Source organism: Streptomyces sp. NPDC023157, from assembly GCF_055560575.1.
In genome coordinates, this window is the sequence record NZ_JBVHIL010000005.1 from 552,750 (window position 1) to 575,829 (window position 23,080).

At 70.7% G+C, this 23,080-nt stretch carries 22 protein-coding genes, 2 tRNA genes and 1 pseudogene; 20 read left to right on the forward strand and 5 right to left on the reverse strand.

Annotated elements, in window-relative coordinates; genetic code table 11:
• Position 1 precedes the first annotated feature (1 nt).
• The 6 genes from ACZ3ZE_RS21180 to ACZ3ZE_RS21205 all read left to right on the forward strand — a co-directional run bounded on the left by ACZ3ZE_RS21180 (position 2) and on the right by ACZ3ZE_RS21205 (position 6,403).
• On the forward strand, positions 2 to 1,138 hold the full coding sequence (locus ACZ3ZE_RS21180) for an acyl-CoA dehydrogenase family protein (RefSeq protein ID WP_363290556.1): 1,137 nt from the start codon (positions 2 to 4) through the stop codon (positions 1,136 to 1,138).
• On the forward strand, positions 1,135 to 1,542 hold the full coding sequence (locus ACZ3ZE_RS21185) for a MaoC family dehydratase (RefSeq protein WP_361168108.1): 408 nt from the start codon (positions 1,135 to 1,137) through the stop codon (positions 1,540 to 1,542). Before ACZ3ZE_RS21180 ends, ACZ3ZE_RS21185 begins: the two co-directional genes overlap by 4 nt.
• Positions 1,539 to 2,705, forward strand: a complete 1,167-nt coding sequence (locus ACZ3ZE_RS21190) for a lipid-transfer protein (protein ID WP_361168105.1) — start codon at positions 1,539 to 1,541, stop codon at positions 2,703 to 2,705. The genes ACZ3ZE_RS21185 and ACZ3ZE_RS21190 overlap by 4 nt, the downstream gene beginning before the upstream one ends.
• Before the next feature lie 52 nt (positions 2,706 to 2,757).
• Positions 2,758 to 3,774 (forward strand): DUF1906 domain-containing protein, encoded by a 1,017-nt coding sequence (locus tag ACZ3ZE_RS21195; protein WP_467260117.1) that lies wholly within the window; start codon positions 2,758 to 2,760, stop codon positions 3,772 to 3,774.
• A gap of 125 nt (positions 3,775 to 3,899) precedes the next feature.
• Positions 3,900 to 4,535, forward strand: a complete 636-nt coding sequence (locus ACZ3ZE_RS21200; RefSeq protein WP_361168099.1) for a SigE family RNA polymerase sigma factor — start codon at positions 3,900 to 3,902, stop codon at positions 4,533 to 4,535.
• 215 nt (positions 4,536 to 4,750) lie between these two features.
• On the forward strand, positions 4,751 to 6,403 hold the full coding sequence (locus tag ACZ3ZE_RS21205) for a long-chain fatty acid--CoA ligase (protein ID WP_361620942.1): 1,653 nt from the start codon (positions 4,751 to 4,753) through the stop codon (positions 6,401 to 6,403).
• Positions 6,404 to 6,471: 68 nt separating this feature from the next.
• Here the strand turns inward: ACZ3ZE_RS21205 and ACZ3ZE_RS21210 are convergent, their stop codons facing one another.
• Together ACZ3ZE_RS21210 and ACZ3ZE_RS21215 are read right to left on the reverse strand one after the other, a co-directional pair.
• Positions 6,472 to 10,287, reverse strand: coding sequence for a PAS domain-containing protein (locus ACZ3ZE_RS21210; protein WP_467260120.1), 3,816 nt, complete (start codon positions 10,285 to 10,287; stop codon positions 6,472 to 6,474).
• A 138-nt stretch (positions 10,288 to 10,425) separates the two neighbouring features.
• On the reverse strand, positions 10,426 to 10,863 hold the full coding sequence (locus ACZ3ZE_RS21215; protein WP_442305689.1) for an SSI family serine proteinase inhibitor: 438 nt from the start codon (positions 10,861 to 10,863) through the stop codon (positions 10,426 to 10,428).
• A gap of 263 nt (positions 10,864 to 11,126) precedes the next feature.
• Here ACZ3ZE_RS21215 and ACZ3ZE_RS21220 point away from each other — a divergent pair.
• The 5 genes and pseudogenes from ACZ3ZE_RS21220 (at position 11,127) to ACZ3ZE_RS21240 (ending at position 13,315) form a co-directional block, all read left to right on the forward strand.
• Positions 11,127 to 11,217 (forward strand) — tRNA-Ser (locus tag ACZ3ZE_RS21220).
• A gap of 278 nt (positions 11,218 to 11,495) precedes the next feature.
• Positions 11,496 to 11,568: transfer RNA gene (locus tag ACZ3ZE_RS21225), tRNA-Arg, on the forward strand.
• Positions 11,569 to 11,646: 78 nt separating this feature from the next.
• Positions 11,647 to 12,000 (forward strand): annotated as a pseudogene (locus tag ACZ3ZE_RS21230) (NUDIX hydrolase); the annotation flags it as partial.
• Between the two features lie 59 nt (positions 12,001 to 12,059).
• Positions 12,060 to 12,227 carry an e9imm peptide gene (locus ACZ3ZE_RS21235; protein ID WP_442305688.1) on the forward strand — a complete coding sequence of 56 codons (168 nt, stop codon included), beginning with the start codon at positions 12,060 to 12,062 and terminating at the stop codon, positions 12,225 to 12,227.
• A 512-nt stretch (positions 12,228 to 12,739) separates the two neighbouring features.
• On the forward strand, positions 12,740 to 13,315 hold the full coding sequence (locus ACZ3ZE_RS21240; protein WP_467260122.1) for a hypothetical protein: 576 nt from the start codon (positions 12,740 to 12,742) through the stop codon (positions 13,313 to 13,315).
• 116 nt (positions 13,316 to 13,431) lie between these two features.
• On the opposite strand, the gene ACZ3ZE_RS21245 is transcribed toward ACZ3ZE_RS21240, so the two are convergent.
• Together ACZ3ZE_RS21245 and ACZ3ZE_RS21250 are read right to left on the reverse strand one after the other, a co-directional pair.
• Positions 13,432 to 14,424, reverse strand: a complete 993-nt coding sequence (locus ACZ3ZE_RS21245) for an HNH endonuclease signature motif containing protein (protein ID WP_467260125.1) — start codon at positions 14,422 to 14,424, stop codon at positions 13,432 to 13,434.
• Between the two features lie 218 nt (positions 14,425 to 14,642).
• The gene (locus tag ACZ3ZE_RS21250) at positions 14,643 to 15,410 is read right to left on the reverse strand and encodes a transposase (RefSeq protein ID WP_467260128.1); all 768 of its coding nucleotides are present in this window, start codon (positions 15,408 to 15,410) and stop codon (positions 14,643 to 14,645) included.
• A gap of 94 nt (positions 15,411 to 15,504) precedes the next feature.
• Between ACZ3ZE_RS21250 and ACZ3ZE_RS21255 the strand changes: the two genes are divergently transcribed.
• A complete protein-coding gene (locus tag ACZ3ZE_RS21255) occupies positions 15,505 to 15,891 on the forward strand; it encodes a DUF6221 family protein (protein WP_361629591.1) in 387 nt (128 codons plus the stop codon).
• A gap of 20 nt (positions 15,892 to 15,911) precedes the next feature.
• On the opposite strand, the gene ACZ3ZE_RS21260 is transcribed toward ACZ3ZE_RS21255, so the two are convergent.
• Positions 15,912 to 16,409, reverse strand: coding sequence for a hypothetical protein (locus ACZ3ZE_RS21260; protein ID WP_442305684.1), 498 nt, complete (start codon positions 16,407 to 16,409; stop codon positions 15,912 to 15,914).
• Between the two features lie 1,069 nt (positions 16,410 to 17,478).
• Between ACZ3ZE_RS21260 and ACZ3ZE_RS21265 the strand changes: the two genes are divergently transcribed.
• From ACZ3ZE_RS21265 to ACZ3ZE_RS21300, 8 genes are all read left to right on the forward strand, one after another.
• Positions 17,479 to 17,856 carry a hypothetical protein gene (locus ACZ3ZE_RS21265; RefSeq protein ID WP_467260131.1) on the forward strand — a complete coding sequence of 126 codons (378 nt, stop codon included), beginning with the start codon at positions 17,479 to 17,481 and terminating at the stop codon, positions 17,854 to 17,856.
• Complete coding sequence (locus ACZ3ZE_RS21270; protein WP_467260134.1) at positions 17,853 to 18,287, forward strand: hypothetical protein; 435 nt, start codon at positions 17,853 to 17,855, stop codon at positions 18,285 to 18,287. Before ACZ3ZE_RS21265 ends, ACZ3ZE_RS21270 begins: the two co-directional genes overlap by 4 nt.
• A 10-nt stretch (positions 18,288 to 18,297) precedes the next feature.
• Entirely contained in the window at positions 18,298 to 18,948 is a 651-nt protein-coding gene (locus tag ACZ3ZE_RS21275; protein ID WP_361620946.1) for a histone deacetylase, read from the forward strand.
• A gap of 66 nt (positions 18,949 to 19,014) precedes the next feature.
• On the forward strand, positions 19,015 to 19,782 hold the full coding sequence (locus tag ACZ3ZE_RS21280; RefSeq protein WP_467260137.1) for a BRO family protein: 768 nt from the start codon (positions 19,015 to 19,017) through the stop codon (positions 19,780 to 19,782).
• Between the two features lie 54 nt (positions 19,783 to 19,836).
• Entirely contained in the window at positions 19,837 to 20,706 is an 870-nt protein-coding gene (locus ACZ3ZE_RS21285; protein ID WP_361168076.1) for a DUF2797 domain-containing protein, read from the forward strand.
• Positions 20,707 to 20,833: 127 nt separating this feature from the next.
• Positions 20,834 to 21,169: an antibiotic biosynthesis monooxygenase family protein gene (locus tag ACZ3ZE_RS21290; RefSeq protein ID WP_467260139.1), complete on the forward strand. Its 336-nt coding sequence runs from the start codon at positions 20,834 to 20,836 to the stop codon at positions 21,167 to 21,169.
• 91 nt (positions 21,170 to 21,260) lie between these two features.
• Positions 21,261 to 22,106: an amidohydrolase family protein gene (locus ACZ3ZE_RS21295; protein WP_467260229.1), complete on the forward strand. Its 846-nt coding sequence runs from the start codon at positions 21,261 to 21,263 to the stop codon at positions 22,104 to 22,106.
• Positions 22,107 to 22,191: 85 nt separating this feature from the next.
• Entirely contained in the window at positions 22,192 to 22,929 is a 738-nt protein-coding gene (locus ACZ3ZE_RS21300) for a response regulator transcription factor (RefSeq protein ID WP_361168070.1), read from the forward strand.
• Positions 22,930 to 23,080 lie beyond the last annotated feature (151 nt).

Genomic DNA, 23,080 nt, shown 5'->3' on the forward strand with positions numbered 1-23,080 from the left:
CATGGACTTCACGCCCACGGAGGAGCAGCAGGCCGCGCGGGAGCTGGCCGCGCGGATCTTCGGCGACCTCTCCACGCACGAACGCCTCACGGCCACCGGCACCGGCACCGACGCCGAACTGTGGAAGGCCCTGTGCGCCGCCGGACTGCCCGAGGCCGTCGAGGAGACCGGACTCCTCGGCCTCGTCCTCCTCGCCGAGGAACAGGGCCGCACGACCGCGCAGGTCCCCTTCACGGTGAGCTGCGTGTACGGGCTGCTCGCCGTCGCCCGGCACGGCACCGAGGACCAGCGCGCCCGGCTGCTGCCCGGCCTCCGCGACGGCACGACGGTGGTGACCGGGGCGTTCCCGGCGCTCGCGGGAGCGGGCGCGGTACGGTCCGACGCCGAGGGCCGGCTCACCGGCACCCTGGACCGGGTGCCCTGGCTGCGGGACGCCACCCACGTCCTCGTCCCGGCCGACGACCGGACGCTGTGGCTGGTGCGCACGGCGGACGCCGGCCGCCCGGTCGAGCCCGTCGACCTCACCGCACCCTGGTCCGCCGGCCGCCTCACCCTCGACGGGGTCCGCGGGGAGCGGCTCGGGGAGGGCGCGGGGGAGGAAGCGGGAGCGGACCCCGGGGCAGACGAGAGCGCTGCCATCCGCCCGTACGAGAGCGAGAGCGCCGCCGTCCCCCCGTACGGCACCCCCTACGCCGACGTCCTCGCCGCCGCCAGGATCGCGTTCGCCGGGCTCCAGGCCGGGGTCTGCGCCGGGTCGTTGGCGCGGGCCGTCGCGTACACCTCGGAGCGTGAGCAGTTCGGGCGTCCGCTCTCCTCCCATCAGGCGGTGCAGCTGCGGGCCGCCGACGCGCACATGGACACCGAGTCCATCCGCGTCACCGCCTACGAGGCCGCCTGGCGCCACGACCAGGGCTTGCCCGTGGGCGAGCACGCGCTGACGGCGGCCTGGTGGGCCTCCGAGGCGGGCAAGCGGGTCGTGCACGCCGGCCAGCACCTGCACGGCGGGCTCGGCGCCGACCTCGAACACCCCGTGCACCGGCACTTCCTCTGGGGGCGGCAGCTCGACGCGTACCTGGGCTGCGGCACCGAACTCCTCGCCGAACTGGGCGATCTGCTCGCGAAGGGAGCGGCCGCATGACCGCCGTGCAGGCGGGGGACGAGCTCGCCCCGCTCGTCGTCCCGATCACCCGCACCCTGATCGTCGCCGGGGCCGTGGCCTCCCGCGACTACCAGGACGTGCACCACGACGCCGAACTCGCCCGGGCCAAGGGCTCCCCGGACATCTTCATGAACATCCTCACCACCAACGGCCTGGTGGGCCGGTACATCACCGACCGGTTCGGCCCCGGGGCCGTGCTCCGCAAGGTCGCCATCCGGCTCGGCGCGCCCAACTACCCGGGAGACACGATGACGCTCACCGGCACGGTCACGGAGGTCGACGGCGACACCGCCCTGGTGCGGGTCGTCGGCGCCAACGGCCTCGGCCACCACGTCACCGGGACGGTGACGGTGCGGCTGCCCGGAGAGGAGCGGGACCGATGAGCGTCCGCGGCCGGGACTCCCTCGGCGGCCGGGCCGCCATCGCCGGGATCGGGGCCACCGAGTTCTCGAAGGACTCGGGGCGCAGCGAGCTCACCCTCGCCGTCGAGGCCGTGCACGCGGCACTCGACGACGCCGGGCTCACCCCCGCCGACGTCGACGGCATGGTCACCTTCACCATGGACACCAGCCCCGAGATCACCGTCGCCCAGGCGGCCGGCATCGGCGAGCTGTCCTTCTTCTCCCGCGTGCACTACGGCGGCGGCGCCGCCTGCGCCACCGTCCAGCAGGCCGCCCTCGCCGTCGCCACCGGCGTCGCCGAGGTCGTCGTCTGCTACCGGGCGTTCAACGAGCGTTCCGGGCGCCGTTTCGGCTCCGGGGTGCAGCGGCGCGAGCCGTCCGCGGAGGGCGCGGCGCTCGGCTGGCAGCTGCCCTTCGGGCTGCTCACGCCCGCCTCCTGGGTGGCGATGATCGCCCAGCGCTACCTCCACGCGTACGGGCTGACGCCGGAGGCCTTCGGCCACGTCGCCGTCACCGACCGCCGGCACGCGGCCCGCAACCCCGCCGCGTACTTCCACGGCAAGCCGATCACCCTCGAAGAGCACGCCGCCTCCCGCTGGATCGCCGAGCCGCTGCGGCTCCTCGACTGCTGCCAGGAGACCGACGGCGGCCAGGCCCTCGTCGTCACCTCCGTCGAGCGCGCCCGCGACCTGCGGCGCCCGCCCGCCGTGATCGTGGCCGCCGCGCAGGGCGCCGGGCGCAACCAGGAGGCGATGACCAGCTTCTACCGGGACGACCTGACCGGGCTTCCGGAGATGGGTGTGGTGGCCCGGCAGCTGTGGCGCACCTCGGGGCTCGCGCCCGACGCCATCGACGTGGGCATCCTCTACGACCACTTCACCCCCTTCGTGCTGATGCAGCTGGAGGAGTTCGGCTTCTGCGGGCCCGGGGAGGCGGCCGACTTCGTGGCGGCGGACGCGCTGCCGCTGAACACCCACGGGGGCCAGCTCGGGGAGGCGTACCTGCACGGCATGAACGGCATCGCGGAGGCGGTACGGCAGATGCGCGGCACGTCCGTGAACCAGGTGCCGGGGGCGGCCAGGACCCTGGTCACGGCGGGCACCGGGGTTCCCACGTCCGGGTTGATCCTGGGCACGGACGGCTGAGGACAGGGCCCCAGCGGTGGCCGCGCGGGGCGCGGCGCTCTTCACTCGCGCCATGGACGCCAGGAATGCCGAGGACGCCACGGACGCCGTGGACGCACCCGAGACGCTCGCGCTACCTCCACCCGCGCCCGCGACCGCACCCGCGCCCCGCCCCCGAGTCCGCCGTCGGGCCCGGGTCTCCCCGCGTGCCCGGGTCCCCCGGCGGCCCCGCCCGGCAGCGGTCGCCGTCGCGCTCCTGGCGGCCGTCGCGCTCCTCGCGGCTGTGGGACGGGGGACCGGCGAGCGGCGGACCGGCGAGCGGGGGACCGACGAGCGGGGGCCCGGTGTCCGGGCGGCCGCCCCCGCCGTCCCCCGCTACTACACCGGCCGCGCCTTCGACACCTGCGACGCCCCGCCCCTCTCCGTGATGCGGGCCTGGCGGGCGTCCCCCTACCGGGCCGTCGGGGTGTACTTCGGGGGCCGCGGGCGGGGCTGCCGTGCGCAGCGGCAGCTCACTCCCGGGTGGGTCGCCTCGGTCCACGGCCTGGGCTGGCGGCTGCTGCCGCTGTTCGTCGGCTCGCAGGCCCCGTGCGTGCTGTCCGAGGCGAAGCGGCGGTACGCGATCGGCCGCACCCCCTGGGCCCAGGGCACCCGCGAGGCCGGGGAGGCGGTGCGGGCGGCCCGCGCCCTCGGGTTCGACGCGGCGAGCCCGCTGTACCTCGACATGGAGGCGTACCGGCTCGGCGACACCCGCTGCGCCGCGACGACGCTGCGTTTCGTACGGGGGTGGAGCCGGGAGGTCCGGCGGCTCGGCTATCTGCCGGGCTTCTACAGCAGCGCCGACACGGGCGTCCGGCACCTGGAGCGGGAGCGGCGGGCGGGGACGGAGGACCTGCCGTCGGTGGTGTGGTTCGCGCGCTGGCGTGGGGTGCCGACGCTGGCCGCGGAGGCGGTGCTCGCCGGGCCCGGGTGGTGGCCGCACGGCCGGATCCACCAGTACGCGGGGAACGTCTCGGAGGCGTACGGCGGCCGGCGGCTGCTCATCGACCGCAGCCTCGTCGACGCCCCGGTCGCCCGTGTCCGACCCTGACCCGGGCCTCCGGGGGCTCCACCTGAAGGAGGTCCGGCAGGCCCTACCCCTACAACCTGAGGGGGAGTGCGGTTCGGGACCTGGGGCCGATCCCCGGGGCGGTCGCGCGCTCATAGCGTGGAGCCATGACTCCGCCGCCTTCTGGCCCCGTCTGTGCCGGCGCCTCGCAGTACGCGACGTACCCGTCGCTCGCGACGCGCCCGACCGCCGCTCCGTACGCGTCCGCCTCGACGTACGCGTCCGCCGCGAGCCGCCCGTCCGCCGCGACGTACCCGTCGTTCACCTCGTACGTACGGGCTCGCGGCCCCGTCCTCCTCCGCACGGCGCGCTCGCTGACGGCGAACCCGTCGGACGCGGAGGACCTGCTGCAGACGGCGCTGGCCAAGACCTTCGTCGCCTGGGAGCGCATCGAGGACCACCGCGCCCTGGACGGCTACGTCCGCCGCGCGCTCCTGAACACCCGTACGTCCCAGTGGCGCAAGCGCAAGGTCGACGAGTTCGCCTGCGACGAGCTGCCGGAGCCGGCCGGGGTGCCGGAGCCGGACCCGGCCGAGCGGCAGGTGCTGCACGACGCGATGTGGCGTGCGGTGATGAAGCTGCCCGACCGTCAGCGCGCGATGGTCGTCCTCAGGTATTACGAGGACCTGAGCGAGGCGCAGACCGCCGAGGTGCTCGGTGTCTCCGTCGGCACGGTCAAGAGCGCGGTCTCGCGGGCGCTCGGCAAGCTCCGCGAGGACCCGGAGCTGTCGCCCGTCCGCTGAGGCCCGGCCCCGGCCGCTCCGGCCGGCCCCGACCAGCCCCGCCCGGGCGTCACCCGGTCCCGGACTACCCCCGCCCGGGCCCCCGTTCGGGCGTTACCCTCGGTTATGCCAGTGATCACTGGCAAATTCGTACTCCTGGGTAGTGACATACCGCCTGGTACGCGCGCAGAATCGGCACATCCTTACTGCCGCGTAGCGCCCTCGGGAGGACGCCCGTGCTCAGCACCATGCAGGACGTACCGCTGACCGTGACCCGCATCCTGAACCACGGGATGCGCATCCACGGGAAGTCCACCATCACCACGTGGACGGGGGAGGGCGAGCCACAGCGCCGTACCTTCGCCGAGACCGGTGCCCGGGCCGCCCAGCTGGCCCACGCCCTGCGTGACGAACTCGGCGTCACCGACGACGAGCGGGTCGCCACCCTCATGTGGAACAACGCCGAGCACGTCGAGGCGTACTTCGCGATCCCCGCCATGGGCGCGATCATCCACACGCTCAACCTGCGCCTCCCGGCCGAGCAGCTGGCCTGGATCGTCAACCACGCCGCCGACCGCGTGGTCCTCGTCAACGGCTCGCTCCTCCCGCTCCTCGCCCCGCTCCTGCCGCACCTGCCGACCGTCGAGCACGTCGTCGTGACCGGCCCCGGCGACCGCTCCCTCCTCGACGGCGCGGCCCCCCGGGTGCACGAGTACGAGGAGCTGATCGCCGGCCGCCCCACCACGTACGCGTGGCCCGAGCTGGACGAGCGCGCGGCGGCCGCCATGTGCTACACCTCCGGCACCACCGGCGACCCCAAGGGCGTCGTCTACTCCCACCGCTCGATCTACCTGCACTCCATGCAGGTGAACATGGCCGAGTCGATGGGCCTGACCGACCAGGACACCACCCTCGTCGTGGTGCCGCAGTTCCACGTCCTGGCCTGGGGTCTGCCGCACGCCACCTTCATGACCGGCATCAACATGCTGATGCCGGATCGTTTCCTCCAGCCGGCCCCGCTCGCCGACATGATCGAGGCCGAGAAGCCGACCCACGCCGCCGCCGTCCCCACCATCTGGCAGGGCCTGCTCGCCGAGGTCACCGCCCGCCCCCGCGACCTGACCTCCATGGCCCAGGTCACCATCGGCGGCGCCGCCTGTCCGCCCTCCCTCATGGAGGCGTACGACAAGCTGGGCGTCCGCCTCTGCCACGCCTGGGGCATGACGGAGACCTCCCCGCTCGGCACCATGGCGCACCCGCCGGCCGGCCTCACCCCCGAGGAGGAGTGGCCCTACCGCGTCACGCAGGGCCGCTTCCCCGCCGGCGTCGAGGCCCGGCTGGTCGGCCCCGGCGGCGAGTTCCTGCCCTGGGACGGCGAGTCGGCCGGTGAGCTGGAGGTCCGCGGCAACTGGATCGCCGGCGCCTACTACGGCGGCGCCGCGGGCGGGGAGCTGCGCCCCGAGGACAAGTTCAGCGCGGATGGCTGGCTCAAGACCGGCGACGTCGGCGTCATCAGCCCCGACGGCTTCCTCACCCTCACCGACCGCGCCAAGGACGTCATCAAGTCCGGCGGCGAGTGGATCTCCTCCGTCGAGCTGGAGAACGCCCTGATGGGCCACCCGGCCGTCGCCGAGGCCGCCGTCGTCGCCGTACCGGACGAGAAGTGGGGCGAGCGCCCGCTCGCGACCGTCGTGCTCAAGGAGGGTGCGAGCGCGGACTACGAGGAGCTGCGGGCCTTCCTCGCCACCGAGGGCGGCATCGCCAAGTGGCAGCTCCCGGAGCGCTGGGCCATCGTGCCGACCGTCCCGAAGACGAGCGTCGGGAAGTTCGACAAGAAGGTGATCCGCAAGCAGTACGCGGAGGGCGACCTGGACGTCACCCAGCTGTAGCCCCCGCGCCGACCGGCACCGACCGGCCCGTACGTACGTATCTCCCGTACGTACGGGCCGGTCGGCGGCTAGTTGGTGCCGATCTTCGCGAGCAGGTCGACGATCCGGGCCTGCACCTCGTCGCTGGTCGAGCGCTCGGCGAGGAACAGCACCGTCTCGCCCGAGGAGAGCGTGGGCAGTTCGGCCTCGTCGAGCCCGGCGGACGTGTAGACGACGAGCGGGGTGCGGTTCAACTGCCCGTTCGCGCGCAGCCAGTCGATGATCCCGGCCCGGCGGCGGCGCACCTGCATCAGGTCCATCACCACCAGGTTCGGGCGCATCTGCGCGGCCAGCGTGACCGCCTCCGTGTCGGTCGCCGCCCGCGCCACCTGCATCCCGCGCCGCTCCAGCGTCGCCGCGAGCGCCTGCGCGATGTCCTCGTGCTCCTCGATGAGCAGCACGCGGGACGGGTGCTGCTCGCTGTCCCGCGGGGCCAGCGCCTTCAGCAGGACGGCGGGATCGGCACCGTACGCCGCCTCCCGGGTGGCCTGCCCGAGCCCGGCCGCGAGCAGGACGGGCACCTCGGCGGCGACGGCCGCCTGGCGCAGCGACTGCAGCGCGGTCCGGGTGATGGGCCCGGTCAGCGGGTCGACGAAGAGCGCGGCCGGGAAGGCGGCGATCTGCGCGTCGACCTCCTCGCGGGAGTGCACGATCACCGGCCGGTAGCCGCGGTCGCTCAGCGCCTGCTGGGTGGAGACGTCCGGCGCGGGCCAGACCAGCAGCCGGCGCGGGTTGTCCAGCGGCTCCGGGGGCAGTTCGTCGTCGACGGGCTGGGGCAGCGGCTGGTTCGACACCTCGACCGCGCCGCCGGGCCCGTCCAGCGGCTCCGGCCCCTCGGCCGAGCCCTCGGCGGGCGCACCTATGGCGTACGCGCGCCCCTCGGGGGCGGCGGCGGGCGCGGGGATCGGGGCGGCCTTCGGGGCGGCGGGCACGGGCGGCATGGCCGGTACCTGCGGCATGGGCGGTACGGGCTGGGCCGCGGGCAGCGGATGCGGCTTGGCGCCCGCCTCCGGGGCGGCGCCCGGACGGCTCTCCTCGGCGGGGTTGCCCAGCTTGCGGCGCCGACCGGAGGGGTTGGAAGGGTTGGCGGGGCCGGAGAGGCCGGAAGGGCCGGAGGGGTGGGGCTGGGCGGCGGTGGGCTGCGCCGGGGCTTGGGCCGGAGCCGGAGCCGGAGCGTGGGCCTGGGCCTGGCCCTTGGCCTGCGCCGGGTGGGCGAAGGGGACGCCCTGCCCGAGGGTACGGACGCTGAACGCCCGCCCCTGCGTCGAGTCCGAGCCGGGTACGGAGGGTGCCGCCGGAACCTCCGGCGGCAGCGGCACGGACCCCGTGCCCGTCCCGCTGGTGGTCTCCTGCGGCCCACGGCGCCGCCCGGGCAGCGGATGCGGCTGCGGCGCGGTGTGGGCGTCCTCGGGCAGCGCCCGTACGGCCTCGTGGCGCTCCGCGTGCGCCGGATCCACGTGGTCCTCCGCGGCGCGGTCGGCGTCGGCCGGCCCCAGCGCGAACGGCGTACGCGGCCCCGCCTCCGCCGCGGCGGCCCGCTCCTGCGCGGCAGCGAGCGCCCGGCGCCGACGCCCGGTGGGCTGGGCGGGCGACTCCTCGGACGCGACGGCGGGCAGGGCGAGGGCGAGCGCGTTGCTCTGGGGCGCGTCGGCCGGCACGCCCTGCGGGGGCACGGTGTCGCCGAGCGCCGCCCGGCCCTGCGCGCCCTCGGCGGCGGTCACGACGGCACCCTCGGCGGGCCGGCCACGGCGCCGCCCGGTCCCGGTCGGTTCGACGGACCCGGTGTTCTGAGCCGGGATCAGCTCACCCGGCGCGCCCGCGGGGACACCGGTGGCAGGCGTGTCGCCCGTACGGCCACGGCGTCGGCCGGTCGGCTCGGGCGCGGCACCGTCCTCGGGGACCAGCGGGCTCTGCAGGAACGCGTCGGTGGAAGCCCGCCGGGCCCGCCGACGCCCGCCGCCGTGGGTGCCGTTGGTGCCGTCCTGGGAGGCGACAGGGGCGGAGGGGGCGACGCCGGACGGACCTTCCGGCGCGACGACGGGAACGACGTCCTCGGAGGCCGCCTGCGCGGGCGCGGGCGGCAACGCGGGCATTCCCCTGCCGTCCCCGCCCCCGGCCCCAGCCTCGGCCTTGGCCGCACCCACCTCACGCGCGGAACCCAGCTCACGCGCCGCGCCCAACTCCCTTACGGGCCCCAGCTCGTGCGCGGACCCCAACTCCCGCACAGGCCCCAACTCGGGCCTGCCCCCGGCGTCCGGGGTGGCGTCCGGCGCGGCGGGCGGTGCGGCGACGGTCCCGCGCCCGGAGCCGAGGGGAACCTCGACGACGTACGCGCTGCCGGTCGTCCCCGGCACCTCGTGCGTCTGGACGACGCCGCCGTGGGCGTCGACGATCCCGCGCACGATCGGCTGGTGGACGGGGTCGCCGCCCGCGGACGGGCCGCGGACCTCGATGCGGACGACGTCGCCGCGCTGGGCGGCCGCGACGACGATCGTGGAGTCGGCGTAGCCGCTCGGCTGGGCGGCCTTGCTCTTGCCGGTGGCGTCGACCCCGGCGACGTCGGCGACGAGGTGGGCCAGCGCGGTGACGAGCCGTGCGGCGTCGACCTCGGCCTCGATCGGCGGCGCGTGGACGGCGAACTGGGCGCGGCCGGGCCCGATCAGCTCGACGGCGTGGTCGATGCCGGCCGTGACGATCTTGTCGAGGAGGGCGGCGTCCTTGTCGAGGGCCTCGGCGCCGGCGTCGAGCCGCTGGTACCCGAGGACGTTGTCGACGAGGGTGGTCATCCGGGTGTAGCCGGCGGCCAGATGGTGGAGGACCTGGTTCGCCTCGGGCCACAGCTGCCCGGCGTCGTCGGCGGCGAGGGTGCCGAGCTGGGTGCGCAGCTCCTCCAGGGGCCCGCGCAGGGACTCGGCGAGCACGGCGGTCAGCTGCTCGTGCCGGGCGGAGAGCTCGGCGTACCGCTCGCGCTGCTGCTCCAGCTCGGCCAGGTGCCGTTCGGCGCGGTCGGCGGCCTCGCCGGCGTGCTGCTCGACGAGCTGCTCGTACGGCCTGCGGTCGGTGAAGGTCATGACGGCGCCGACGAGCTGGTCCCCGTCCCGCACCGGCGCGGTGGTCAGGTCGACCGGCACGCGGTCGCCGCTCTTCGACCAGAGCACCTGGCCGCGGACGCGGTGCTTGCGGCCGGACTTGAGGGTGTCGGCGAGCGGCGACTCGGCGTACGGGAAGGGCTCACCGTCCGGGCGGGAGTGCAGCACCAGGGGGTGCAGCTCCTTGCCGCCGAGGTCGGTGGCGCGGAAACCGAGGATCTGCGCGGCGGCCGGGTTGACGAGGACGACGCGCCCGTCGGTGTCGGTGCCGACGACGCCCTCGGAGGCGGCGCGCAGGATCATCTCGGTCTGGCGCTGGGAGCGGGCGAGTTCGGCCTCGGTGTCGAGGGTGCCGGTGAGGTCGCGGACGACCAGCATGAGCAGCTCGTCGCCGGTGTACCCGCTGTACGAGTCGTAGGCCTCGCGCCCGTCCTCCAGACTGGCGCTCGTCACCTCGACGGGGAACTCGCTGCCGTCGGTGCGGCGGGCGACCATCCGGGTCGGCTTGGTGCGGCCCCGCTCGTCGGCGGCCTCGGGGAGGCGCATGGAGCCGGGGATGAGACGCGAGTCGAACTCGGGAAGCAGATCCAGCAGACCGCGCCCGACGAGCGCGGTGCCGGGCGTCTCGAACATCCCGAGGGCGATCGTGTTGGCGTTGACGACCGTGCCGTTGCAATTGACGAGCACGAGGCCGTCCGGGAGGGCGTCGAGTATGGCTGCGAGGCGAGCAGCGCCTCGGGATGGCCTGCTGCTCACGACGACGGTTCCTCCCTGACCCACTGCACTTGCCTATTGCCTGTGCCTATCGCCTGCCGGCCGGGCCCATCTTGCCTCTCGGGTCGCGGCCTGTCACGGAGGGAGTCTAAGGGAGGCGTCCCCTCCACTCCCCGGGGCTCACCCCTGGACGCGGGGAAGGACGGGCCGCAGGTTGTCCCAGCGCCCGATCTCGCACCCGTTCGCGCGGGAGAAAAGCGCGTCGATCGACCGCCCCTGCCAGTCGCCGGTGATGTGCGCGGTGGCGGGCCCGCCGTACTGCTGGGTGCACAGCTGGTCCTTGGGCACGGGAGCGAACGGATTCACGCCGGCGGCGGCGAACTCCTCCAGCCTCTTGCAGGCGTTCTCCCCGGCGGGATGCGTCCCCCCGGGCGTCCCGCCGCACTCCAGCCGGAACGTCCCGTCGGCCTCCGGGCTCCCGGCGTCCGCGACGACGACCGTGAGCGAGTCGGGCACGGAGAGCAGCGACAACGGAGGCAACGGACCGATCCCGGTCCCCGAGGCGGCGGCGGTGACGGCGAGCGGGGCGAGGGCGGCGAGGACGAGGCGGCGCAGCATACGAACTCCAGGAGAGGACGGACGAACGAGCGAGGGACTGACGAACCGGAGGGACGCGGGGCGGCGCCCCCTCCTCTAACGCTCGGACCTCCGCTCCGTTGCGCAACCGGGATGCGCCGGGCGGGGGGCGCGACCCGGGGGCGCGAGGGCGCGAGGGCTTTGCCCTGGGCCCCCGGGTCCTAGTACGGTGATAAGCGATTGGTGGCGCGGTGCTCGTCTGTGTCATCATCTGCACGCACCACTCGCGTACGCGCGGGGTGCGAGGAGGCGTCGCCTAGTCCGGTCTATGGCGCCGCACTGCTAATGCGGTTTGGGTCTTAAAGCCCATCGAGGGTTCAAATCCCTCCGCCTCCGCCCACCGAAGCCCCGGCCCCCAAGGCCGGGGCTTCGCCCGTTCCCGGCCCCACGCCACGGCGCCCCACGCCAGGGTGTGACCCCGGTCTCTTTCCACCGATTCCGGCCCCGCCCGCCCTGCCGCCGGCTCCCGCCCCATCCCCTCCCCGTCCGACGTTTCCGCAGGTCACAAGGGGTGTGGTCTATGGATTTCACATGACGGCGGCAGTCATGTAATGTTCTTCCTGTCGCCGCGAGCGGGTCGAAAGACCGGGGAGCGAAGACAAAAAACAAAACAAGCACTCGTAGCTTAACGGATAGAGCATCTGACTACGGATCAGAAGGTTGCAGGTTCGAATCCTGCCGAGTGCACACAGGTAAGAGGCCCGGACGAGAGTCCGGGCCTCTTGCGTTTCCGGGTCGTACAGCAGCGAAGTACAGCAACCGCATCGCCCGAGTGATCAGACGGTTCCACCGGGCGGAGTCCTCGAACTCACCGAGGCCCCGGAAGCAGGCGTAGCCCGCGAGGTCCTGGAGGAGACCGGCATCCACGTGGATGTAGACGAGCTCACGGGCGTCTACAAGAACACGAAGCGAGGCATCGTCGCCCTGGTCTTCCACTGCAAGCCCTCAGGCGGCACCGAGCGAACCTCGGCCGAGTCCACCGCGGTCGACTTGCTGACGCCGGAGGAGGTCGAGGAGCGCATGGCGGAGGTCTACGCGATCCGTCTCCTGGACGCCCTCGACGGGAACGGCCCTCACGTCCGGAGCCACGACGGCCGCCAGCTGATCGCGCAGCAGTGACCACGCAGCCGGTAGGGCGGATGCCCCGTGACGAAGCGATCCTCCTTGTCGAGCGCCTGATGAACGCAGAGGACTCCGAGGAGGAGGCGGACGAGATCCTGGCCAACCTCCAACGGGGCCTGGCCTGCCCGCACATCAGCGACTACATCTTCTGGGACCTGGACCCCGAGCTGACTGCCGAGAAGGCAGTGGACAGGGCCCTGGCCTACAAGCCGATCGCCCTCTGAGGGCAGCGCGGTAAGACTTTCTCTACTTCATCAAGGCACTCACCGCGCACGGCGCGGTGCGCGCGGCCCGTCGCCCGGGCCTGCGCTCCTGTCTACGCCCCGCTCCAGCCCGGGCGCCGTCCGCACGCCTGACGGCTCGGGTTGATGGGTGGCGAACCCACGATTGGGCCGAGGCGATCCGCGAGTGCAGCTGAAGACGATGCCTCCGGCGGGGGCGCTCAGGCTCCGGGATGGAGGGGCCCGTACGCGGGTGCCGACCGGTGGGTTGTAGCGGTGGGGGACTCCCATCCCGTCTGCCGTCGACCCAGGCAGAGCCGAGCAGACACGGCACCGGGCGTCCAGGTCGTTCGTACAGTGGCGCGCTCCACCTGGACGCCCGGCACCGCGCCTGCTCCACGGTGTGTGGGTCGACGGCAGACGGGATGGGAGTTGGGTGAGCGGTGGGGCCAGGCCGGACTGCAGAATCTGTGATCTTCGATGTGAAGAGTCGCAAGATGAGGGACCATCCAGCTATGGATGGACAGTCGGCCACGATCTTCGCAGCCGGAATCGCGGCAAGCGTTACGCTTGCCGGCGCTGTAATTGCCTACCGCGCCGGGCGACGGCAAGTAAGGGATCAAGGCGATATCGCGCATTCTCACTGGCTACGCACACAAAGAGAGCAAGCCTACGTTGAGTACCTAAGTGCGTGTGAAATCGCCAACGATGCAGTTTACAAGAGCTCTATGAAGTTCGATGAAGCTCTGATTCAGATTTCTTCCCCAGGGTTTACCGGGAACAGGACGGAGGTCGCTTCTAGTGTTGGGATTTACGAGGCGTACAACCTGGTGGATGCCACGCAGAAGCATTTGAATCGGATCGTCATGTTGGGCCCGGACTCTGTGGCCGGGGAGGCGGAAAGATTGAGGTCGGCACTCTGGGAATACGCTAGTGGCACTCAACGATTAGTCGTCATGCTATCGCACGAAATTCCATCACAACGAGAAGTCGACCTTGCTAACGACAAAATGGATGGCGTATTTCGTGCGCGTACCGAGTTTGCCAAGCTCGCTCGCCAGGTTTTGATAGGTGAAGGTTCCGCCATGTAGCGAGACGCGTCGCGCTCTCAAGGGACGGATCCTATTGGCAGACCCCCAGGCTGCCCGATGCTCGGAAAGTCTAGGGGCCTCGATTAGTCGCTTCAAATATACTCCGCTGCCCGTATTTAGCGTGACGAGCCTCCCTGTTTGGTGACGCGATTCTTCAGCTGCTCCAGTCCCGGATAGAGTTCCCCGCGTGCTTGCTCTGATCGACTGTACTCCTCGCGTGACAAATTGTTCGTAAAGACGCCGTCGCCGACGCGATGTCCCAAAGCTCCCTCCTCGAACCTGAATAGTGGGTCAATTTCCGAACGGACCGAGTCGCAGATGTAATTAGCGGATTTCGTTAGTTCGAGTGAGAGCTCGCTCAGGATGTCAACTTTGTGGTTGAAGTCCTTAAGGGACGCGTTGTATTCCTCTTGGGTTAGGGTGCGCTGCTTGTGCTCTCTGTGGAATTCCCAAATGCCTTCCCTTCCGTCGATCTCGATCATGAATTTACGCATATGGTTCACAGTGTCCCGCAGGACCGCGCCATAATTTTCGAAAGCGTGAGAGACCTTAGGGTAGCGTTCGGGCCAGTTTCGGGTCATGACCCATTCGGCTTGGTCAGCCAACTGTTCGATCTCTTCACCCTTTAGACGGGGGACGGGGGAGTTCAGCTTCCAGGTGAGGCTCTGCCACTTGCTCAGGTCTGCCTTTTCCGTCCAGGCATCCACCATGGCAAGGGTCCTGATCTCGATTTCTTCGAGCTTTTTAGTGCCGCTACTCTTCTGGCTGCGCTGCACTGCCTCGTGATTCGACTTCATGTTGCGCAGGGTATCGACGGAGAATCCCGATCCGTCCTTCTTGTCGATCAGGCTGTGGTGTGTCGGGCAGAGGAGAATGAGATTCTCATAGCTGTCCACTTTATCTGAGGGGTAGTCAGCGTCGTACCGCGGCCCATCCTTGCTTCCGGATACGATATGGGCTTCTTCTCCTAGTGGGATTCCGGCCGCTTCCATGGCTCTTGATCCGTCGTCGTGGAGATTGACCGTGAGCTCTTGCTGGCATTCCGGAAAAGCGCAGACATTGGATGATCTGGCCCACAGGACCTTCCGTGCCGTACTAGAGATGGACATCTCTCCCCTTACTCGCGGATGCTGAATTCAGATCGTAGCCGCATCTCCCGCCAATTGTTGGCGCTTCTTCTGCATTTGCACTGGGCCCATCGTGCGCAGGGAAGCCCCGGACCTGAGGCCGGGGCTTCCCTGTCGTCGGCGGTGCGTCGTTGCTAAGGGTTGTCCCGTAAATGATCTTCTGGTCGCCTCGGACATGGTTGGCCGCTGTGCCCGCTGCCTTATCCGGCGAGGGCGAGGTTGTGCATGCGGGCGATGCCGAGCATGGCGTGGTGGACGCCGTCGCCTTTGAGGCGGCAGTCGCGGAGGATCTTCCAGGTCTTCATGCGGGCGAAGACGTGCTCGACGCGGGCGCGGACCTGCTCGTGAGACTTGTTGTGCGCCTGCTTCCATTCGGGCAGTTCTTCGCCTTTGCGGCGTCGGTGGGGCATGACAAGTCCGGTGCCCGGATAGCCGCCGTCGGCGATCGTCATGGTTCTGCCGACGGCGGCTTTGGCGCCGGATTCCTCCCATGCCTTGCAATCGTTGCGGTTCCCGGCCAGCGGCCGGCCGACCGCGACGACCAGGCGGGTGTCGGCGTCGATGACGACCTGGTGGTTAGTGGAGTACCTGTAGTTCTTAGACTGCGCGGCAATGGTGTGGTCCCGGGTGGGGACCAGGGTGCCGTCCACGATGAGCACGGTGTCCTTCGCGAACCGCTTGCGAGGCTGGAGCGCGAGCATCGGCCCGAGGTGGTCGATGATGCGGTCCGCCGCCGACTTGGACACCCCGAACAGTGGGGCGAGCTGCCGCATGGTCAGGTTCGTGCGCCAGTAGGCCGCGACCAACAGGGCCCGGTCCTCCAGCGGAAGACTCCACGGCCGGCCCCTGCGGACCGAGTCCGCCCCCTCGCGCCGCAGCACCGTCACCAGCTTCCCGAACTGCCACGGGCTCAGCCCGGTGAACGGGGATATCCAAGACGGCTCCGACGCCATGATCACACCAGCCACAGCAAGATCATCCCAGTGCCCGCCTGCCGGCCGGGTCCTGCCCTCAGCACGGAAATCAGGCGACCGGGCCTGGCGCATCATCCAGGATGACCCCATGAGCCAAGACCTTGTGACGTTCCTCCACGCGCGGCTGGACGAGGAGGCAGACCTGGCCCGACGCTGCGACAGTGACGACTGCGGGGAGTGGACCGCTCACGGGCACACCGTCGACTTCTGCCAAGTAGAACTCTCCGGCTTCCATCCCACGATCGCCCTGCACGTCGCGCTGCACGACCCGGCTCGCATCCTGCGGGAGGTTGAAGCCAAGCGGCGCGTGCTCGCCCGCCATGCACTCAGTCCTGCCACGGGCGACCCCGAACTACCGTGGGACAACCGCGATGACTGCCAGTACGACGGCGAGACCTGGCCATGCGACGACCTGCTCGACCTCGCGTCACCTTACGGCGATCACCCTGACTACCCCGTCACCCCTGAGACGTAGATCGTTTTACGGGACAACCCTTAGACGCCGTAGATGGCACGCAGACGGCTGGCCAGAGCCTCCTGTGCTGCTGCGAGGCGGTTGTGACTCTCCACAACGAGATCACCCAACTCCTCTGGTGTGCCCGGGCCAGCCCACCCCAATTTCGACAACTGCTGGTGGGCGCTCTCAACGAGGGTTCGGAGTTCTTCATCGAGGATGAACGATTGCAAGCGGGCCAGCTCCTGCACCTCCCGCATGAAAGCGCCTGGTTCGGGCACCGGCGAGGCGGCATTGATCCTGTGCAGGTGCTCCATTAGCGCAGCACTGAACAAGCGAGACAGGCACTCGCTCGCCTTCGGGAGGTGATCGAGTTCGAACACCTCGCGCCGATCCAAGCGTGCTTGCTCTCGATCTAGCTGGCGCACCTGTCTCTCACGCTGGAGGGCAGCCTTCTCCCTCTTCGCGTCGCTCAGCTGGTTCATCCAAGCACCGAGCATGAGCGTGACGACAGGTAGCACGGATGTGAAGACGTCCACGGCGGGGAGAGTACGGCAAAGACCCCGCGATTCCATGGTCACCTCGGCGGGATCCTGCGGTACAGCAGCCAGGTACCGCAACCCTGGCAATCGCCCGCGTGGGTGCTCACCGGCCCCAGGCGACTGCTGGGCGCTTCGTGTGAGCCGGAGGTTCACGCCTCTGGAGGGGGTACCACGTCCCCCCTGGTGTGCAAGAGAAGACCCCGAGGTGCGCGCGTTCACCTCGGGGTACCTGGGTTGTAAAACAACTAATAGCTACCTGTTATTGCTTTTGATCAAATAATAGAGAGTTACGCAGATTCCTAGCACGGTGGCCCCGCCAATGAAGGCGCTACCCGCCGCCTGTAGTGCTTCCCATTTCGTATCGCCTGCGGTTGTGGATAGCCATCCCGCCCCCAGTGCAACCACCAGTGAGGCGGTCAGTACCAGCAAGGTGGCGAGGAGGGCGTGCTTCCTAGGTTCGAAACCTGGCGCGGACATGTCTTCGTTGTCTCCTTAGTGTGGTCTGAAATGTCATTTCTGCTCCAAATTGGTTGACTTCACCGATCGAATCGGCTTCGAAGGGCCGCATTGCAATTGCTTTCGAGTCGATTCGTTTTAGATGTGCGGCTGCTGCGGTGGATCCCTCATGACGCGCCTCCTGTTGATCATTTAAGAAAGATCACGAACGCGCCTCCGCAAATGGGAGGTGACCGACCCCGATGCATGGGGGCTGCGAGGGTATCTGGCACGCCCTCAGATGAGTAGACGAGCATTCAAGGCTTCGAGTTCCCCACGTCACCCGTCCGGGTTGGCCGACCGCTGGCGAGATCGCCAAGTCAACCCTCAGCGGGCGCCTGGTCTTCGGCCGCTCCCATGACCGCCGTGGCCCGGGCCGGAGTTCGGGTCCTTTGTGCTGTGGGCTTCGGCCCGTTGACAGAGGAACTTGAACGCGTTCAGGATGACGTCCGGCGCTTCCTTGAGGTGTCGCCATCGGGCATGTGTGAGACATGAGAGGCGGGGCCGTATGGCTGCCGGCCGGCATCAGCGGATACGACGTGCCTTCATGGGTGTTGCGTGGGGATGCGGGGTGAGCTTCCTCTTGACCTCCTGTTCCACCTATCCGGTCGAGGTCACGTCCGCTGATCAGTTGGCGGGCGTGTGGAAGGACTTCGCTGGGAGGACCGTCGAGTTCAAGGGCGACGGGACGTTCACGGCCACGGGGATGGACGAGGCGGACGTCGGTGAAGAGTGCTCCGGGGTCGCCGCTACGCAGCAGGGGGCGTTGTCCCTCTCCGGGACGTATGCCGATGTCACCTTTGACGGTGTGGACTGTGAGGGCATGATGCTCGCCTTCTACGGCTCCCCCAGCTCCTTCGTCGTCTGCTTCACTCGGGACGTGACGGCTGGGGGGTGCACGGGCGAACTCAGTCGGAAGGGCGACGTGACGGCTACGGGGGCGCCATGAGTGAGGTGCGGGCTGCTGTGCGGCCTTGGCATGTTTTTGCCGTGGGGGTGGTGCTCGGGGCGGGCGCGCTCTTCGAGCGGGTGTGGGGGTTTCGGGGCGGGCGGCAGTACGTGTTGTGTCACGCTTCGGCCGCGCTGGGCCATCGGACGTTCGTTGCTCTCGGGCTGGTGGCTGGGGCCTTTCTGGTGGGCTGCGTCGGTGCGGCGGCGGAGACCGTACGGGGCAAGGCCTCTCGTCCCGCGTTCCTTGTCGCCTGCATGGTGGGCGCCCTGGTGTTCGTCGTAGCGGCCGACAGGGTGGATGCCGGCGGGGAGGTGCGGGCCGTGGCCATGGCGGGTGACGACCATGGGGTGGGGGCCTGTGATTACGTGCCGCAGGTCTACTCCGCTACTCCCGGCTGGTTCTCTCCGGGTGGGCTGTCCGACCGGTAGTTTCGGGGGCGTGACGGCCGAGCGGGGTTCCTGGGTCTGGTACGTCGCTTACGGGTCGAACATGGATCTGGAGCGGCTTCAGCGGTATCTCGATGCCGGGCGGGATGCCGCCGCGCCGGTCGAGTCGCGCGGGGTCGTGCTGCCGGGGGTCGTCTACTTCGCCACCGACTCTCCCGTCTGGGGCGGTGCGCGGGCGTTCTACGATCCGGCCGCGGACGGGCGCGTGTACGCGCGGGCGCATCTGATCCGCCTCGGGCAGTTCTCCGACATCGCCGCTCTTGAGATGTATCGCTTGCCCGGTGTCGAAAGCGGGCTCGATGTCGGGCTCGATCTTGATCTTGATCTCGATGACCTTGTGCTGGGAGGGCGGGTTCAGGTGGGCCCCGGGCGGTACGAGACCGTCGTTCGGGTCGGGGAGGCCGGGCGGGTTCCCATGGTCAGTCTCACCTCGCCCTGGCGGGTGGGTGAGGTCGAGTTGCGGCCGCCTTCCTCGGCCTACCTGCGGCATTTCGTGCTCGGGCTGCGTGCCACGCGGCAATGGTCGGATCTCCAGATCGCCCGGTATCTCGTCCGGTGTCCCGGGGTCGCGGAGGCCTGGTCGGTACCCGACGTGCTCGCTCTCATCGGGGCGGAACCTCCTGATTCCCACACGTTTGGGTGAACCGGGCTGATTTCCATGTCAGTTGAATATGCCCTCGGCCTAGCTTGCAGGTGGAGGTGATGTCCGATGAACGCCAACGTCAACGCCGACGCCATTGACATCGACGACTTCGTTTTTGCCGCCACCGGGATCCGGCTGCGCAGGCTCACCCTGGCCGACGGCACACACTGGTTCCCCGCCGCGGACGTGGCCGGCGCCCTCGGCCACACCGACGTGCGCACAGCCCTCCGCGCCCACGTCGGCCAGCCCATGCAGGCCACCCTCGGCGAACGGATGGTCAGCCTCGAAGGGCTCGTCCAGCTCGTCGCCGCCTCCACCGCGGCCCGCGTCGCCCCCTTCACCGCCTGGATCGCCGAGATCGCCAGCGCCGTCCAGCGCCACGGCGCCTACGGGCTCGAACCCGCCGCCCTGCACCGCGGGTTCGTCCCTCCGGCGCCCGTCCTCGACGAGCTCGTCCGGCTGGAGGCGGACGAGCTCGACGACCGGAACCTCACCCGGCTCGCCGAGGCCGGCGAACTGCTCGCCGTGCCCGTCCAGCGCGTCGGCCCCGACCCGTACACCGGCCCCGCGCTCACCCCGCAGGACCTGCTCGCCTCCTGGCGCGAGCGGAACGTCGAGCTCAGCGACGACGTCCACGCCGTCGCCGCCTGCCTCGCCCCCGAACTCGTCCGCGGCGGCGTCCGCTACCGCCTGGAAGAAGTCGCCCGCCGCACCGGACTCCCCTCCGACCGCGTCCGCGACTGCGTCCGCATGCTCGTCGAGCGGGGGTGCATGCGGCATGCGGAGGGCGGGAGCGGGGGGCCTGACGGCGGGCTGCTTTATCTGTTGCCCTGACATCTGACCTCTGACCCCCCGACCCCTGTCAGTGCCCTGCGTCAGACTTGACCCATGGTGTGGCGGAGTGCCGGAGTGTCCTGGCGGGGTGGTTCACCCGCGTTGCGGTGGGACGGGGGGCGGGTCAGTTCGCTCGGGTACGGGCGGGTCATCGGGTTTCGCGCGGTCGGGGAGCGGCGGTGTCCTGGGGCCCGGGGGAACGCGTGCCCGCTGGGGGCCGTCGTGGGTGGGCGGAGTACGGGTGGGCGGTGTGCCGAGTGTGCGCGGCTCGACCGGGCGCATTCCGTCGCCGCCGACACCCTCCTCGACGACCCCCGGCCGTACCGCGTCTACCTCGCCTGGTTCGGGCCCGGCATGGTCAAGGTCGGGATCACCCGGGAGGAGCGCGGGGACGCGCGGCTCCTGGAGCAGGGGGCGGTCGCGTTCAGCTGGCTCGGGCGGGGGCCGCTGATGGCCGCGCGGCGGACCGAGGAAGTGCTGCGGCACGCGCTCGCCGTGCCCGACCGCATCCCGTACGCGCGTAAGCGGGCCGTCCGCACCGCCCTGCCGCCCGCCGCCGAGCGGGCCCGCGAGGTCGAGGAGCTGTACGCGCGGGCGGTCGGCGTCGGCGCCTGGGCCGAGACGCTGGAGCGGCTGGCGTTCGAGGTCCATGACCATGTGGGGGCGTTCCACCTCGACGGGCTGGTCCCGCTCGACGCGAGCGTCGTCGAGCTCGTGCCCGGCGGGGTCGTCGCCGGGCGGCTGCTCGCCGCCGCCGGGCCCGACCTGCACCTCCTCGACCGGGACGGGCGGCACCTCGCCCTCGACACCCGGCTGCTGACCGGGTGGGGGATCGAGAGCGCGCCGGGCGAGTCGCCCGTCAGCGTGCCTCTCCTGTCCGCTCCCCGAGAGAGTTCGGGGGACGGGCAGGAGCAGCTCTTCTGAAGGTCTTCTGAGGGCTGCCGAGGGGCTGCCGAGGGGCTGCCGAGTGTGTCGCCGTGATCGTAAAGTCTTGGATCCCTTCCAGCGGTGGCCATGGACACGTCTGCCCGGCCCGGACCAGGGTGATCACATGACTCCGCGACCTGTCGGCGGCTTCGAACCGCCTTACTACACCGCTGTCTTCACCTCCGTCCGGCCCGACGCGCCCGAGGGTTACGCCGAGACCGTCACCGACCTGCACGCCCTGGTCCAGGACATGCCCGGCTTCCTCGGTTACGAGTCCGCCCGCACGCCCGGCGGGATCGGCATCACCGTCGCCTACTTCCGTGACCTGGACGCGCTCGCCGCCTGGCAGCACCACCCGGAGCACATGGAGGCGAAGCGGCGTGGGCGGGAGGAGTGGTACGACAGCTACCGGGTCCACATCGGCAAGGTGGAGAGGACGTACGGCTTTGACCGCGACTGACGGCTCCCGTGACGATCTCGGCCGCCGTGACGATGACCACCCCCACGTCACCGAGGCCCGCGAGGTCCGGGCATGGGCGGCGCGGCTCGGGGTGCCCGGGCTCGTCGACGTCCACACGCACTTCATGCCGCGCAACGTCCTCGACAAGGTGTGGGCCTACTTCGACTCCGCCGGGCCCCTCACCGGCGTCGAGTGGCCCATCACCTACCGCGAGGAGGAGGACCGCCGGGTCGCGCTGCTGCGCGAGTTCGGGGTGCTCGCCTTCACCTCGATGCTCTACCCGCACAAGGCCGGCATGGCCGCCTGGCTCAACGACTGGGCGGCGGCCTTCGCCCGCCGCACCCCCGACTGCCTGCAAACCGCCACCCTCTTCCCCGAGCCCGGCGCCCCCGGCTACGTCCGCGACGCGCTCGACCGCGGGGCCCGGGTCCTCAAGGTGCACGTCCAGGTCGGCGGCTTCGATCCGAACGACGCCCTGCTCGACGAGGTGTGGGGCGTCGTCGAGGACGCCGGGACGCCCGTCGTCATGCACTGCGGCTCCGGGCCGGCGCCCGGCGCGTTCACCGGGCCCGGGCCGGTCGGGCGGCTGCTCGCCCGCCACCCGCGGCTGCGGCTGATCGTCGCCCACATGGGCATGCCCGAGTACGGGGACTTCCTCGGCCTCGCCGAGCGGTACGAGGGCGTCCACCTCGACACCACCATGGCCTTCACCGACTTCAGCGAACGCCTCGCCCCCTTCCCCGAGGCCGAACTCAAGCGGCTCCAAGGCCTCGGCGACCGGATCCTGCTCGGCACCGACTTCCCGAACATCCCCTACCCGTACGTCCACCAGCTCCACGCCCTCGAACGCCTCGGGCTCGGCGACGACTGGCTGCGGGCGGTCTGCCACGACAACGCCGCCGGGCTCTTCGGGCTGCCACAGCCGCCGCCCTCCTAGCCCTCAGGCCGCGCCCCGGGCATTCTCAGGAGATTCACAGGGAAGCGAAAGAACGGTCTCAGCAGCGGCGGGCACCGTGTCTGCCATGACTGCGACCACTCCCCGCTCGCGTACCGATCTGCTCCGGCCCGACGGCACCGCCGTCCGCGTCCTCGTCGTCGACGACGAGGCCTCGCTCGCCGAGCTGCTCTCGATGGCCCTGCGCTACGAGGGCTGGCAGGTGCACAGCGCGGGCGACGGGGCCGGGGCGCTGCGCACCGCGCGGGAGTTCCGGCCCGACGTCGTCGTGCTCGACATGATGCTGCCCGACATGGACGGGCTCGCCGTCCTCGGGCGGCTGCGGCGCGAGCTGCCCGAGGTGCCGGTGCTGTTCCTCACCGCGAAGGACGCGGTCGAGGACCGGATCGCCGGGCTCACCGCGGGCGGCGACGACTACGTCACCAAGCCGTTCAGCCTGGAGGAGGTCGTCGCCCGGCTGCGCGGGCTGATCCGCCGCTCCGGGGCCGCGCAGGCGCGCAGCGAGTCGCTGCTCACCGTCGGCGACCTCACTCTCGACGAGGACAGCCACGAGGTCACCCGGGGCGGCGACTCCGTCCACCTCACCGCGACCGAGTTCGAGCTGCTGCGCTACCTCATGCGCAACCCGCGCCGGGTGCTCAGCAAGGCGCAGATCCTGGACCGCGTCTGGTCGTACGACTTCGGCGGCCAGGCCAACGTCGTCGAGCTCTACATCTCGTACCTGCGGCGCAAGCTGGACGCCGGACGCAGCCCGATGATCCACACCCGGCGGGGGGCCGGGTATCTCATCAAGCCGGGGGAGTAGGGCGGCGTGCGCGTCCGCCCTTCCTCGGATGCACCCCGTGCACCCCGTGCACCCCGTGCACCCCGCCCTCCCCGCCCTCCCCGCGCTCCCCGCCCTCCCCGTGCGCCCTGGTCGCTGCGGACCCGCCTCGTCGTCTCCGCCGTCGCGCTGA

Coding starts and splice junctions, on each gene's coding strand:
- ACZ3ZE_RS21180 (WP_363290556.1), top strand. CDS start 2: ATGGACTTCACGCCCACGGAGGAGCAGCAGGCCGCGCGGGAGCTGGCC.
- ACZ3ZE_RS21185 (WP_361168108.1), top strand. CDS start 1,135: ATGACCGCCGTGCAGGCGGGGGACGAGCTCGCCCCGCTCGTCGTCCCG.
- ACZ3ZE_RS21190 (WP_361168105.1), top strand. CDS start 1,539: ATGAGCGTCCGCGGCCGGGACTCCCTCGGCGGCCGGGCCGCCATCGCC.
- ACZ3ZE_RS21195 (WP_467260117.1), top strand. CDS start 2,758: ATGGACGCCAGGAATGCCGAGGACGCCACGGACGCCGTGGACGCACCC.
- ACZ3ZE_RS21200 (WP_361168099.1), top strand. CDS start 3,900: ATGACTCCGCCGCCTTCTGGCCCCGTCTGTGCCGGCGCCTCGCAGTAC.
- ACZ3ZE_RS21215 (WP_442305689.1), bottom strand. CDS start 10,863: ATGCTGCGCCGCCTCGTCCTCGCCGCCCTCGCCCCGCTCGCCGTCACC.
- ACZ3ZE_RS21235 (WP_442305688.1), top strand. CDS start 12,060: ATGAACGCAGAGGACTCCGAGGAGGAGGCGGACGAGATCCTGGCCAAC.
- ACZ3ZE_RS21240 (WP_467260122.1), top strand. CDS start 12,740: ATGGATGGACAGTCGGCCACGATCTTCGCAGCCGGAATCGCGGCAAGC.
- ACZ3ZE_RS21245 (WP_467260125.1), bottom strand. CDS start 14,424: ATGTCCATCTCTAGTACGGCACGGAAGGTCCTGTGGGCCAGATCATCC.
- ACZ3ZE_RS21255 (WP_361629591.1), top strand. CDS start 15,505: ATGAGCCAAGACCTTGTGACGTTCCTCCACGCGCGGCTGGACGAGGAG.
- ACZ3ZE_RS21270 (WP_467260134.1), top strand. CDS start 17,853: ATGAGTGAGGTGCGGGCTGCTGTGCGGCCTTGGCATGTTTTTGCCGTG.
- ACZ3ZE_RS21280 (WP_467260137.1), top strand. CDS start 19,015: ATGAACGCCAACGTCAACGCCGACGCCATTGACATCGACGACTTCGTT.
- ACZ3ZE_RS21285 (WP_361168076.1), top strand. CDS start 19,837: ATGGTGTGGCGGAGTGCCGGAGTGTCCTGGCGGGGTGGTTCACCCGCG.
- ACZ3ZE_RS21290 (WP_467260139.1), top strand. CDS start 20,834: ATGACTCCGCGACCTGTCGGCGGCTTCGAACCGCCTTACTACACCGCT.
- ACZ3ZE_RS21300 (WP_361168070.1), top strand. CDS start 22,192: ATGACTGCGACCACTCCCCGCTCGCGTACCGATCTGCTCCGGCCCGAC.